14 protein-coding genes are annotated in these 13,055 nt (G+C 52.6%); 7 read left to right on the forward strand and 7 right to left on the reverse strand.

Translation table 11 applies throughout. From position 1 onward, the window contains the following. Positions 1-334 precede the first annotated feature (334 nt). Together CKW19_RS01295 and CKW19_RS01300 are read right to left on the reverse strand one after the other, a co-directional pair. The gene (locus tag CKW19_RS01295; protein WP_095056197.1) at positions 335-577 is read right to left on the reverse strand and encodes a hypothetical protein; all 243 of its coding nucleotides are present in this window, start codon (positions 575-577) and stop codon (positions 335-337) included. Positions 578-928: 351 nt separating this feature from the next. Next, positions 929-1,219: a helix-turn-helix domain-containing protein gene (locus CKW19_RS01300; protein ID WP_095056198.1), complete on the reverse strand. Its 291-nt coding sequence runs from the start codon at positions 1,217-1,219 to the stop codon at positions 929-931. 84 nt (positions 1,220-1,303) lie between these two features. Between CKW19_RS01300 and CKW19_RS01305 the strand changes: the two genes are divergently transcribed. Then, positions 1,304-1,807 (forward strand): hypothetical protein, encoded by a 504-nt coding sequence (locus CKW19_RS01305; RefSeq protein ID WP_256580280.1) that lies wholly within the window; start codon positions 1,304-1,306, stop codon positions 1,805-1,807. A gap of 189 nt (positions 1,808-1,996) precedes the next feature. Here CKW19_RS01305 and CKW19_RS28220 read toward each other — a convergent pair whose 3' ends face one another. Next, positions 1,997-2,326, reverse strand: a complete 330-nt coding sequence (locus tag CKW19_RS28220; RefSeq protein ID WP_095152644.1) for a hypothetical protein — start codon at positions 2,324-2,326, stop codon at positions 1,997-1,999. Between the two features lie 1,975 nt (positions 2,327-4,301). Here CKW19_RS28220 and CKW19_RS01310 point away from each other — a divergent pair. Further along, positions 4,302-4,595, forward strand: a complete 294-nt coding sequence (locus tag CKW19_RS01310; RefSeq protein WP_095056199.1) for a hypothetical protein — start codon at positions 4,302-4,304, stop codon at positions 4,593-4,595. A 152-nt stretch (positions 4,596-4,747) separates the two neighbouring features. On the opposite strand, the gene CKW19_RS01315 is transcribed toward CKW19_RS01310, so the two are convergent. The 4 genes from CKW19_RS01315 to CKW19_RS01335 form a co-directional block, all read right to left on the reverse strand. Further along, complete coding sequence (locus tag CKW19_RS01315; protein ID WP_256580281.1) at positions 4,748-5,185, reverse strand: hypothetical protein; 438 nt, start codon at positions 5,183-5,185, stop codon at positions 4,748-4,750. Between the two features lie 505 nt (positions 5,186-5,690). Further along, entirely contained in the window at positions 5,691-6,152 is a 462-nt protein-coding gene (locus CKW19_RS01320; RefSeq protein ID WP_095056200.1) for an antitoxin Xre-like helix-turn-helix domain-containing protein, read from the reverse strand. A 1,227-nt stretch (positions 6,153-7,379) separates the two neighbouring features. Continuing rightward, a complete protein-coding gene (locus tag CKW19_RS01325; protein ID WP_177408759.1) occupies positions 7,380-7,862 on the reverse strand; it encodes a hypothetical protein in 483 nt (160 codons plus the stop codon). A gap of 834 nt (positions 7,863-8,696) precedes the next feature. Next, positions 8,697-8,882, reverse strand: coding sequence for a hypothetical protein (locus tag CKW19_RS01335; RefSeq protein WP_095056201.1), 186 nt, complete (start codon positions 8,880-8,882; stop codon positions 8,697-8,699). A gap of 83 nt (positions 8,883-8,965) precedes the next feature. Between CKW19_RS01335 and CKW19_RS29390 the strand changes: the two genes are divergently transcribed. From CKW19_RS29390 to CKW19_RS01360, 5 genes are all read left to right on the forward strand, one after another. Next, positions 8,966-9,343, forward strand: coding sequence for a transposase (locus CKW19_RS29390; RefSeq protein WP_160012826.1), 378 nt, complete (start codon positions 8,966-8,968; stop codon positions 9,341-9,343). Beyond that, positions 9,340-9,684 (forward strand): IS66 family insertion sequence element accessory protein TnpB, encoded by a 345-nt coding sequence (gene tnpB / locus CKW19_RS01345; RefSeq protein WP_095056203.1) that lies wholly within the window; start codon positions 9,340-9,342, stop codon positions 9,682-9,684. Before CKW19_RS29390 ends, tnpB begins: the two co-directional genes overlap by 4 nt. Positions 9,685-9,721: 37 nt before the next feature. Continuing rightward, the gene (locus CKW19_RS01350; protein WP_095056204.1) at positions 9,722-11,227 is read left to right on the forward strand and encodes an IS66 family transposase; all 1,506 of its coding nucleotides are present in this window, start codon (positions 9,722-9,724) and stop codon (positions 11,225-11,227) included. 3 nt (positions 11,228-11,230) lie between these two features. Further along, positions 11,231-11,809, forward strand: a complete 579-nt coding sequence (locus tag CKW19_RS01355; protein ID WP_095056205.1) for a plasmid pRiA4b ORF-3 family protein — start codon at positions 11,231-11,233, stop codon at positions 11,807-11,809. A gap of 784 nt (positions 11,810-12,593) precedes the next feature. Further along, on the forward strand, positions 12,594-12,932 hold the full coding sequence (locus CKW19_RS01360) for a hypothetical protein (RefSeq protein ID WP_177408760.1): 339 nt from the start codon (positions 12,594-12,596) through the stop codon (positions 12,930-12,932). The last annotated feature ends 123 nt before the right edge of the window (positions 12,933-13,055 follow it).

Here is a 13,055-nt window from a genome sequence, read left to right on the forward strand (position 1 = left end):
ACCGCTGTGATATGCCGTTTGCTTACTCGTGCTGAACAGTTCCACCGTGGAATTTCTGATAGCTACCGTTATCATTCCCATCAAAAGTTCCACCATGGAACTTTAGGTCAAGGGCCGCGACCTCGGCTCGTCGTGATAGCTTCATCGTCGCGGCGAACGGAGTCCCGGGCGAAGCGTACCCTTTACCTTTCCTCGTTTATTTAGCCTCTGCAAAGGAGCAGGGACAGTTTTTTCGTCCCGTGCTCCTGCCGCGTCGCAAGGCAGACCGGATGGTATGGCGGCGCCTTACGACTTTATGACCAGAAGTTCCACCGTGGAACTTTGATCAAGGTACTCACTCTTCCTCGTCAAACCAGCCATTTGGGCGGGCGGACCCTGTTAGCGGACCGGCTGGTTCTAGACTTTTTTCAGGGTGCTTTAGCATTGCCAGCAGTTTGGCATCCAGCGCATTGAGGGGTTTTTTGATCTCGGCAGGATCGGAGGGTAGATGCTCTGGGTTCTCTTCGAGGCTACTTGGCTTATCTGTCATCGTCGTTTCTCTGCGACCGCACCAGGCACTCGTTTTGAAAAGTTCCACCGTGGAACTTCCATGGCTGACGGCCTTTTTTCTGAGCGAGGCGGTAGGGAGGGGCTATTATACCCCCCCTTTACCGTGGTTTCCCACGGTCACTACCCCTGAAATACTCTTCAATCTCTAGGATGTTTTGGAGTTCGGCATCGGCGAGCGGTAACCGTTAGAGCTATGGAGACCTGTGCGGTTGTAATCATCAGGAAACGCATCACCTCAATATCTGCCGCGGCGGATCACCTTCTGGCTTCGGCCTTTGCCGAAAGCATTAGACAAAGACTGCAGCATGGAGATGTATATTTTTCGGCTAGCTACGTCAAAATTCCATTCTCCTGCGAGAGCTCCTTTACCAGCCTCAATCTATTTGTCGCGGGTCTGGACCGAAGTAGACTCTTGTCGGATCTGATCAAGCAATGAGTCTAAATCTGTATCAGGATCGAGGAGCAAAAAACTGTCAAGAAGGAGGGTAAGCGGGTGTACCCCCATTCTACCAGCAAGCTCCGCCGCCTTCTCCAGCGTGACATTTTTAAGGCCTCGCTCAAGAGTGCTTAGATATGTCCTACTGCTGACGATTCCAAAATCTTCTTGGGTCAAACCCCGACGAAGACGTGTGTTACGTAACGCGATAGCGAACGCTTCCCTCAGTTCCATTTTGCTTCACTCACAAAAGGAACGATGAAGCCTTTTTGAGCCCTATAGAGCTACAATCTATAGTGTTCATTTTGGGAGAGATTTATGCTCGCACTAAAGATTAGCGCCCGGCAGTTAACTGCGACAGGTAACGAGGATAGCCCTTCAACTATGTTGATGGTCGCGGTGGCGAACGTTGCTCAGGCCGAGCAGTGCATCAAGATAGTCAATTGCTTCTCAGGCGGAAAATTGATTGATCTCTTCAACGAAATCGATCGACCAGATTCAAAAAAGGCTATCGTCGGTGTCCTATTAGCGATACCTCCAAAACTCAACGGGTCTCCACACTGGATCGCCGAGAATGTTTATGATTTCGCTCGGGTAAAGCTCAAGGGGAGGGGGGAGGTTTTTTTGGATACATACGCATATCGACTTGCTTCACAAGCAGTGTTCCGGGACAACGCCCAGGTCGACCCAGCGGATATTCTTGACTGGAGATCACTCTACGAAACGTCTAACGCAGGTGGCAACGTCGACTCAGAATTTGTCGACTATCAAACGTGGTTATCCATCGTCATTACTCGGCTGCTCAATTCAGTAAATCTCTAGCTGACGAAGCGGAAGCCTCTGAGTAATGTGATGTAGGACTTGAAGGCTTTTGCTCCAGCAGTGAGGGCAGGGGAGAGAGCCTTAAGGCGCGGCGATACCTCCCAAGTCAGTCAATGCCTCGGCAGCTATCTTCGAAACTCCGCTCGTTGCTGATCGGGAGAAAATTGGGCTCGTGAAAGCACTCGAATTTCACAGGGTCACTTGAGGACGCAAAACTCGCATTAATAGTGTATCGCAGACGATTGGAGCTCCTCCAAAAGCAGCAACAAGCGTAAGGCGATAGGCCATGCTCGGCATGGCATCGAATGTACCTGGGAAGCGAAACTCGTTGTATTCTTTTGGCCTGCCCGCTGCGACAACGCTGACCTTAGCAAGCCCTTCGGGCGTCAGCTCTTGCTGGCTACGATCTACATCAATGGAAAATCCATTGCTAAGTAGGTGCGGTAGTTCCTCAGCCCACGCGATGCAATCTTTAACTCGGTCATGAACAAAGCAACGGTAGAATATGATCGAGATCATTCTAGACTTAACTCAACTAAATAGCCGTTTAGTTGAGCTAGCTAATGACTCCACGTAGAGGTCGTTACGTTGTCATTGGCGGTAGACCATCTTCAAGAGTACATATCTCTCTTCAGATACGCGGCGTCAGGCCGCTCTGATCTGGTCCAACCTAATTTTGCGCGGTGCCAAAAACTGGAGGTCGCGGCTGACAGAGCAGCGCTAGTAATAATAAGTGTAACCGTTTCAAGCGGCAAATCCCGGAGTTGGAGCAGCTTACGGAGCTTTGAAATCCCAGGTGCGCCAAGCAAATCAAGGCTAACACGCAGGGTCAGAATTACTCGTAAATTTGTTTTTTGACTTGTTAGCCACCGTAGTTAATAAGTCAAAAACTGTGGTTACCAACGGTACCAGAGTGGCATTTTACTGAGATTTTTATCTGGCCAGACTGAGGAGAGCTACCAGGGTGTTTGGTGGGAGGAATGCTCAACAGCCTTCGAGCGCAAGGCGTTCACCGCCAAACCGTCAGATTTGAAGGTAAATTAGGCGGCGTTTTTTACGTGTGGCAGCCCTTGAAATCTGCGCACCAACTCCACGCTGAACGCTTCAGATTTCACACAGCAACGTGCTTTCGGTTGGGCTTGCCGCGTAACTAATGCAGTAAACGAGCGAGCTGGTTCCAAAAAAATCTCCTTCAATCAAACGAATAGGCGAATCCGCATACGATGCGCGATCACGCTCATCAAGGGCGACATTTCTGGATTCGCAGCTCATGACGAAAATCATGGACGATGATGGTCACAAAGGCAGCGCCAGAGCCTGTAGCGCGTTGATGATTGGCGGACAAGTGATCTGTAAGCAAATCCGTGAACGTTAGGCGAAAGGCTCGATTTACACGATTACGTCCCATTTTTTATACGATTACTTCTGAGAACTTATGTACGGCAGTACCTATTTAACAGTTAAAAGAGGAATAAATTTGGTGAGTAAATTTCTTCATCGATCGCGTTGCATTGCGTTGGACGGAGCGAAATCCTGAAAACACGTCTCAATTTACCCATTTTTCCCGCAACCAGTTCCGTTTTCAAATGATAAGCCGCGGTGCCGATACCGCCGCAAAGCATCGACAAAATTCTTGAATACAATCAATGCTTTAGAACATATTTTCGCTAAGAAACGGATGTCTTCAATTAAATAGTGGTCTTATGGTGTATTCCTATCCAATTGATTTCGCTAGAGATTCTAAACGGCAAAGCATTCCCGTCTTTAGCTGACATTCACATGAGTGCTTCAAAAGCAGTGTGTAACGAGGCTGATCTTGAAATACGCTGTTACGTGTAATGTATATTATGTTAAACGACAGGTCATGTCATAGATGTTCATGCTGTTGTTATCCAATTCCACCATTCACCGGCTTGATTTCAGCGTTCACCGGTATCCTTATGTATCAATGGCTTATCTTAGGAATCTCGATCTACCGCAATTTTGTGTTCAGCTATCACCGGCAGCTAAGTGCTCGCTTCGGTGATTGTTGACTTAGAATCAGTGTGAACTACACCTGTCTATCAAGCGCTTTATTTTACGCTGCCGAGGATTGCCGCGGTGTCGCCATTCGTCCCGTTTCCCATCTTTCCGCCTTACCAATTTTGGATGCCGGAGGATTCTTATCCTGTACCCGTGAATGTTGAGGTTTGCGCGAGACTTGAAGAAATTGATCCTGCCGCTCAGCCGTTTACAAGCGTGTATTTCTGCCATGCTTTTTTGCGGTGGTACGCCATAACTGCACCTAGGCTGTAGACGCTGACGCCGAATTGACCCACGTGCCGACGCAAGACTGCCCTACCCCAGTAGGCAGAAATCCAGCATAGGCAATGGTTCGCGAGGAATAAGACTGGGTCAGTGACATCTCGGTCACTGGGTCAATTTGGCGTCAGCACCAACATCGTCATGCGCTAAATCACCTCATTCGACGCCCCTAAACCGCGAGGCTGAACAAATGCTCACAGCTCAAGAGGTCTACCAAATACTGCGCGATGCCTCTATGGCGTCACGCCCAATGCAGAGAATCACCAAGGCGAATTGGGATGAGATCTACTGCGGGTTGATGACCATAGATGTTGATGGCTGGATGATCACATTCTTCATAGATTGTGGTGACTTAGATTACTGCGACAGCTGCTTCTCCCCGGACGGAAGAAAGTATGACTTCAGTGCAAAAGCTTTCGATCCAGTCGGGCTTCTATCCCCTGACGAGCATCGTCAGCTTGAGGAACTGCTTCGTCATATCTGAACAATTTGTCATTGTTCGACCACACTGCGAGGCCACCCCATCTGAAAAACCTAAGACTAAGCCGGGCCAGTGGGCCCGAACCAGCGACATCTCAATCGCCCTCTGCGTAGGTCTATCAGCCACGTGAAGACGTGATCCCGATGGGGCGCGAATCATCCTCGCCTCTGCGCCTGCGTAACGCCCACGAACTGGTATGCACCGCTTTGCTCCTTTAGCTTTTCCATCTCGCGAGCCTCTTCCCTGGTCGAGGTTACGATTACTAACACATGGCACCGTTGCTCCAAAAAGGACTGCCTGCCAGATTCAGTTTTCAAATCGTAGCCAGGTGTTGGCGAATGAAAAAACAAGTGCTTCGCGAGTATCGACTGCTTGCTCTGGACGTCATTAGGGTTGCTCCAATTTCCTCCTTCCTTGAGCTTGAGGCGAGACTGCTTGGACTGCCGGTGCTGAACAAGCCGCCTGCGCAGATTGCCACTGATACCTACCTTCAGCAGCTTTCCTTCGTCCGTTACGATCTCATAGAGACCGGGTGCCGGTGGCACTGTGGTTTCGATCTCTGAAAATCTAATTTTAAAACTCTGCTCAATCACCTGGAGACTTCCATTCGGGCCTGACTAAATCAAAGCACTGCAGAACGATGGACTGCCGCCTCAGACAGAAAGTGGACGTCATCAATTGGCTTCCGACGCTGCGAGCGAGATCGACCAAGTGCTGCCGCATCCGTGGGTACCCACTGACTCTGAGCACACGCTGCTCGAGCATTTTCTAAAATCAGTGAAGTTCGGATGAGACAGACTATTTCGGCAAACCTAAAGAGCGTCTCCGGCACCAGCAGACAGGATAGTCAGGCAAGTTTTGAGCAAGTCCCAGCTCTGCAATAAGTGTCGCCGGCCATCACAAAAACAAAGCCCCGGAGGTTCGCGGCTCCAGGGCTTCTATTTTCGCCTCCATCCCTTAATGGCAGCGAACGTGGCGTGCACAATACCAGTGGCTGTCAGGTATTTCACTACAACTATAGGTAACGTGTTCGGTCAGCAAAACGTCGGGGAGAGGGCATGGAATTCACTCGAGGCGGTAACAGTCTGCTTGGTGACGTCAAACCAGAACGCCCTCCTCCAGTTGACCGATAAAATCCAATACGGCTTTCGTTTCCACCCTCGTCCCCAGCATCTCGATTGGAAGCTTCGACCCGAGCCCTCGAACCGGCAAAGCAATCCATTTGATAGCTGCGGCCTTATTGTTTTCGAAGAGGGAAAGGGCTTCGTCAAAGAGAGTTACCAATGCAACCAGGCGGTCGCTTTCTACGGTATTGAACCTCCCTGCTTTCGCCCTACGGGCCATCGTTGTGGGTGACATGCAAATAGCCTTGGCAATAACCCCTGGCTGCACCTGCAGAAGGCGCGCTATCCGCTCAAGGAATTCGAAAGGCAGACCTTCGCGAACTAGGTCATGAAGCCTAGTACCGCGTGAAGGCAGCCTGAGGGTCATCCAAATGCTTGGTGGGATTTGGGGCCCTGGTTGATATTCCTTGATCGATGACAGCACTTTCACCTCCATCTGAAAAACCTACAACCAAGCCGGGCCAAGTGGCCCGAATCAGCGACATCTCCAATCGCCCGACGCTTAGGTAAATCAGACCCGAGATGACGAGGAATCGATAGGTAGCGAAATCATCCTAACCTTTCGGCGGGCAATTGACATAGGGCACCGGAATTCTATGTACGCAGACCGGAATTTGGTCAGCGCTTCCTAGCCAAAGCAATCACCGGAACTTAGTGAGCGGCCCGATTTACATGGCCTGCAGCCGACCGGAAACGAATATCGGGGGTTTTATCTCTCACCGTCCATCATCAGCATCCCTGGCCCGTTCGACGTGCAACGAACCAACATATACCGAGACAGGGCACCAGAATTTGGTGAGCGGCCCGGTTTACGTGGCCCGCAGCCGGCCTGAATCGAATATCGGGGGTTTTATCTCCCACCCGCCATCAGCAGCAGCACTGGCACCGTTCGGTGTGCAATCGACCCCGGGCACCGGAATCCTGTGTACGCCGACCGCAATTCGCTGAGCGCTTCCTGGCCGAAGCAACCACCGGAATTTCGTGTGCCGCCCGGTTTACGTGGCCCGCAGCCGACCCGAATCGAATATCGGGGGTTTTATCTCCCACCCTCCATCAGCACCGTTCGGCGTGCAACAGACCAAGCTATCGACATAGGGCACCAGAATCCTGTGTACGCCGACCGGAAATTGATGAGCGCTTCCTGGCCGAAGCAACCACCGGAACTTGGCGTGCGGCCCGGTTCACATGGTCTGCAACCTACCGGAGCCGAATATCGGGGGTTTTATCTCCCACCCTCCGTCAGCACCGTTCGGCGTGCAACAAACCAGGCTATCGACATAGGGCTCCGGAATCCTGACTACCGCTCTGAGTCGTCACCAGCTTCGTGAGTCCGTTACACATGCGTACAGAACAAACTCGCGATTGGCGGAAACAGGCGTCAGCCCAGACACGATGCCGGCGCTCCTAGCGCTGTTAATCCAAGGCTCACTACCTCGCACCGAACTCGTAACTTTTACCGGTCTTCCACGTGAAGCAGCGAGCGACCAGCTCAATCGGCTGCTCAACCTCGGTATCGTGGTGAGCTCGCCATCTAACCTCCAAAGGCTGGAGGTAGGCTTACCGGCCTGGTTTGCCCAGGTTATCCTTCCCGATTCTCATTTAGCATGAACTTGACGGTAAGCCGGGCAATAGCCCGGAGGGGCGATAAGGTTTATAGCCTTGACTAGGATTGCAGAGGTTGTTCTAGCTTTAAAATTAATCCATGGTGATTTAGTACCGCCAGTGGCACGCAGCTCGAGCTGCTCTCACTAGTAGTTTCCAGAACATCCAAAGGCTCACGTCCTGCGGCCTCCATCAAACTGTTAGCTAACCAAACTGCATCAAGCATGCTGAACGAGTAGCACATGAACTCGAATACAAGCTCTACTCCACCGTCATCAACTGTGTAGACGCCCACTTGTTCAGTTGTATCATTCGTATCTGTTGGGAGCGCGACAAAATAAACCGTGCTTTCGGATCCGTCACAACTGAATTTCCCGTCGGCGGTGTAACTCCAATCTCCGGATACTCTTTTATGATATTTGCGCTCAAACAGGCTGTCCCGTACGGCTGGCGTTGGTATAAACCCAGCCAGATTTCCTACGGTAATGAGGACAGCATCGTAAAGACAGCGCGCTATCTCTTCAGCTACGGCGCTGGCGAACACGATTGATACAATATCTAGGTTTAGATTGACAGTATTCTCGTCCTGCCTGGAAACCTGTCATGGATATTGGTCGTTGTACTCACGATCGCGCCAGCATGTAAAATCGCGAGCCACTTGAAATATTCGTGACGCCCTTTCATCTTTACCCACAAACACCGCCATAAACTAAGATTCTTAAAATCAAATCGGATGGTTTTGGGTCAATCTTTAACGTTGAAGAGAAATGATTTTTCGTAATGAACGAATTTTGTTAAATATGATTGCAACATAGCGTTTCTCCCGTGGCAGTGTGGTCGGGCCCAAAATCCCATAAAATTAAGACTTCTATCTACGTTACGAGGTTATCGAGCGCAGACGGAGTACGAGTAATGGAGATGCATAAGGGCTACCTATGCGGAGGTTGGCCAAGAGCTAGGAGCGTTCGTTGCGAGATATCCAAACGCTGCTTGGGCATCTTGGGGTGACTAGGATGCAAGGCAGTTTGAGCGAGACGCAGGGTTTGCTGCGTGCCCTTCCCTACTCGAAGGCTTGCCCCATTTCAATGCCAGGAAATGGCATAAAGGGCTCTACGACAATCAGCTGAAGGGACTGAAGCAAACAGTAGAGGCCATGAGATTGGCCTGGCGGGGTACCTACCACAGAGGGATAGACGATGCGAGAAACTTGGCTTCCATCGTGAGGGAAATGCTTAGCTAATTGATGAGCCGGGCCCATTGGCCCGGAGAGGCGACCCTCCATTGACGCCACATCATACCGCAGCTTAGCTATGGGCACGCAATGAATCGAGCGCAGATGGATTTGAACACAACCTCACCACTCACCACGCTCCTCACGTCAAAACGAGTCCACAGTCTCATAGCCCAAAGCGGTCACCTCGAACACCTCACCTTTTGCTCCACGCCCGATTAGAAGCTGTGAGCGGACGAGCTGATTCAATGCATCCTCCCAGATCGCAATCTCTCGGCGCTCACTCGACTCAGTCAGGTTTTTACCATTTGTTTGAATGTCCGTACCAGCCATGGTAACCGTCCGGCCAGCACCCTCTCCTGACAGCTCTCCAAACGGGCCAAGATAGTGGACACCATTTTTTAGTGGACACTATCTTGGATACAGTTGCCCCAGCCCGTCGAGCCGGTCGTCGCCCCAACTTTCCACTGGGCTTTAAACGCCAAGTCGTCGAAGCCACCTTCCAGCCTGGCGCCTCCGTGTCGTTGATCGCTCGCGAACACGACGTCAATGCCAATCTGGTATTTCGCTGGCGACAGCAATATCAAGAAGGGCTATTCGGCCCGGTGAGTCAGAGTGCAACACTTTTGCCAGTCCAGGTGGTCGAGGCACCAATGGATCTGCCGCAAGTCATCCAGCCACCGGCAGAGTGTTATTCCGAGATCGCCGTTGAGGTAGGAAAAGCCAAGCTGCGTATCACGGGTGCACCAGATCCGCAGACTCTGCAACTCGTCTTGCAGCAGTTATTGCGATGATTGCCCCACCTGCTGGAACCCGTATCTGGATCGCCGCCGGCGTCACGGACATGCGCCGTGGCTTCGATGGATTGGCGGCGTTGGTTCAGAATCAACTGGAAGCCGATCCCTTCTCCGGTCAAATCTTCGCCTTTCGCGGACGACGCGGTGACCGGATCAAATTGTTGTGGTGGGATGGCGACGGCTTGTGCCTGTTTTGCAAACGGCTGGAACAAGGACGCTTCGTCTGGCCACAAGCAACCAGCGGCAGCGTGTCTCTGACCGCTGCGCAGCTATCGATGCTGTTGGAGGGCATTGATTGGCGCAGGCCAATTCGTACAGCACCCGTCCTTGCGGTCTGACTTGCCGCGCTGAAAAAATTCCAAGTAACATTCGGTCATGACGCTCGCGACCGACTCCCTGCCTAACGATCTTCAAGCCTTGAAGGCTCTGGTCTCTGCCCAGCGGGCAGAGATTGAGCGCTTGAAAATGATGATCGCCAAGCTGCGTCGTACGCAGTTCGGTCGCAGCTCCGAGCAACTGGACGCAATAATCGATCAGCTCCAGTTGAGCCTTGAAGAGCTGCAAGTCAGCCAAGCCGAAATTACACCTCCAGTCGAGCCGGCACCTCGCGCAGTTTCGCGCCGTAAACCACTGCCCGAACACCTGCCTCGAGAACCCCATGTGCATCAGCCCGAGTCGCAATGCCCTGGTTGCGGTGAGGCGCTTCGCCATTTGGGTGAGGATGTGTCCGAAGTGCTGGAGTACGTTCCAGCACGTTTTAAAGTCATTCGCCATGTCCGTCCGAAGTGGGTTTGCCGATGCTGCGAGCACATCGCCCAGGTGTCAGCACCGAGTCGCCCAATTGCCCGAGGCCTTGCCGGCGCTGGTCTACTGGCCCATGTGCTGGTCTCGAAGTTTGTCGATCATTTGCCGTTGTATCGGCAGTCCGAGATCTACGCCCGTGAGGGCGTGGATCTGGAGCGCTCAACCCTGGCCGACTGGGTCGGCCAGAGCAGCCAGTTGCTGCGACCACTGATCAACGCCCTTGAGCACCACGTCATGAGCGGTCACAAAGTCCATGCCGACGACACGCCGATTGGCGTGCTCGCGCCGGGCAACGGCAAGACCAAAACGGCTCGCCTATGGACTTACGTGCGCGACGACCGACCTGCCGGTTACACGGCGCCGGCGGCTGTATGGTTTGCCTACTCGCCGGATCGCAAGGGGCAACATCCCCGCGCTCATCTCAAGCGATTCAGCGGGATCTTGCAGGCTGACGGCTATGCCGGTTTTGCTCAGTTGTATGCCACGGGCACTATTGAGGAAGCCGCCTGCTGGGCCCACGCCCGCCGCAAGTTTTACGATGTCTACAAAGACCAGGCTTCGCCACTTGCCGGCGAGGCGCTACAACGGATTACGGCTCTCTATGCCATCGAGAGCGAGATTCGAGGGCAACCGCCCGACCAACGAAAAGCCGTTCGACAAAGTCGGGCCAGTCCGTTGCTGGAGCAACTACACGTATGGCTCAACCAGACGCTGACGCAATTGTCGAAAAAATCGACATTGGGCGGTGCGATCCTCTATGCCCTCAATCGGTGGCAGGCGCTGACGCGCTACAGCAATGATGGCCGTATCGAAATCGACAACAATGCCGCCGAGCGCGCGTTGCGCGCCGTCGCATTGGGCCGCAAAAATTACCTGTTCGCCGGTTCCGATGCCGGCGGAGAACGAGCGGCTGCGATTTACAGCCTGGTGGGTACTGCCAAGCTAAACGGATTGAACCCACAGGCGTATCTGACCTACGTGCTTGAGCACATTGCCGAGCACCCGATCAATCGGGTGAGCGAGTTGCTGCCCTGGAACATTTCCTTGAACCACACTGAACACTGCGAGGCCGCCTGATCCATGGTTAAAACTGTCCGTTTACCCAAACCCGCCACCGATCTGTTGCTGCTGCACATTGAGCTGAAGTGGATCACTCCGACGATCTGGCGTCGGTTCGCGGTGCCTGAAAACATTACCTTGGGCAAACTGCACCATGTCATCCAGGTCGTGATGGGTTGGGGTGATAGCCATCTGCATGAGTTTGAAATTGCCGGTGAGAATTACGGCATGCCCGACCCTGAAGGTTGGGGCCCGACGGTAAACCCGGAAGCCCGTAAAACGCTGATCAAGGCACTTAGCGGAAAGCGGACATTCAATTATCTCTATGACTTTGGTGACAGTTGGCATCACCGTATCAAGGTCGAAAAAACACTCCCCGCTATTGCCTGTCCTCAGGTTCCGTATTGCATAGACGGCGCCAATGCGTGTCCCCCGGAAGACGTGGGTGGCGGGCCTGGTTACGAGGACTTTCTAGAGGCGATGGCCAACCCCGATCATCCAGAGCATGACGCGATGGTTGAATGGCATGGAGATGTTTTTGATCCAGCGGCATTTGAGTGCGAGCGCGTGAACCAGTGGTTTAAACGGATTAAAGTTTGAGCCGCAAGGCGGTGTAGCTCGGACGCTTACAGCCATGTGGCGCACGACCAATACAGTCCCTTGTGCATCTTTCGCAGCCTCGTTGAGAAGAGTCTTTGCTTCGCTAGAGAGCTGAGGAATGGAAGGCGTTGCCGGAATGCTTTCAGAGGCGACTAGCCCCTGGCCCGTCAGGTCATTCAGGTGCATTGCCAAATGTCGGCTGAAATCATCTGAGAATTGGGCCGGAGTGTCGAACGTGTGGTACTGCCCCCGAGTCCTGCAGGCGTCTTTAAACTTTACGAGCCTGTCGTACTCGTCCCGATTAACCGAACTCAGCGCCACTGGCTCGTCAGAAAAGTAGAGAAGTGTAGGTTTACCGGCTTGTATATGCTTCTCTATCTCTTCGACCGTCCCACTGTCATATTCAACCGTTGGTGTACCTAACTTCGTCCAGAAAACCCCCACCAGCAAATCTGCTTCGATGAGAAGCTTTTCATTGATCAACTCTTGCGCTGGCTTCCCCATGTTAGGTGCGGAGCTTGACTCCCATCCAACTGGCAAAAGAACAGCTTTTCGATGTTTCGCATGAATCTCATTCCAGGCATGCACAATCTGTCTAATCTGAGCCCGAGCCCAGGTGACATCACTAGGCGATGCGATAAAAACGTTGTATAGCGTCACTGCCAGAGCCATATCCATTCCTCGTCGACGCCCGAAAGCCAAAGGCTTAGCCGGGTCTAATTGGCTTTAGAAGCGACCTTATCATTGATGTCAGATCACGCCACAGCTTAGCTGTGGGCAAGCGATGGCTCGGAGGCAAAACAACTTGAACACAACCTCCCCTCTCACCGCCCTCGAGGTCAGCCAAGTGCTGACGGACGTCGCACTCGGCAAACGCATCATGACGCGAAGTTCCACACAGTCCTGGAGCGAGATTTATCACAGCCTCATGCCTGTGGAAATTGATGGCTGGCAGCTCACGCTTTTCAATGACTGCGACACCCTGGACTACTGCGAGTACTGCAGGTCGCCTGATGGCCGAGTCGGTACACTTGAACTCTGGCAGCGCGACGGAGCTGATCCTGTCGAGCTATTGAGCACCTGGGAGCGAGATCAGCTTGAGCGGCTGCTCGCTGCCCTCTGAGCCTCCATGCAAAAAAAAGGCAGGTGAGGGTTTGGTCACTTCAGTTATCTCGAAAGCTGCATCCAAGACTGTAGCTATGACATCATTTTCATCACAGGCGGTTGCCGCCATGGCTTGGTAGGC

This window comes from Pseudomonas sp. Irchel s3f7 (assembly GCF_900187615.1).
In the GTDB taxonomy this organism is placed as follows: Bacteria; Pseudomonadota; Gammaproteobacteria; order Pseudomonadales; family Pseudomonadaceae; genus Aquipseudomonas.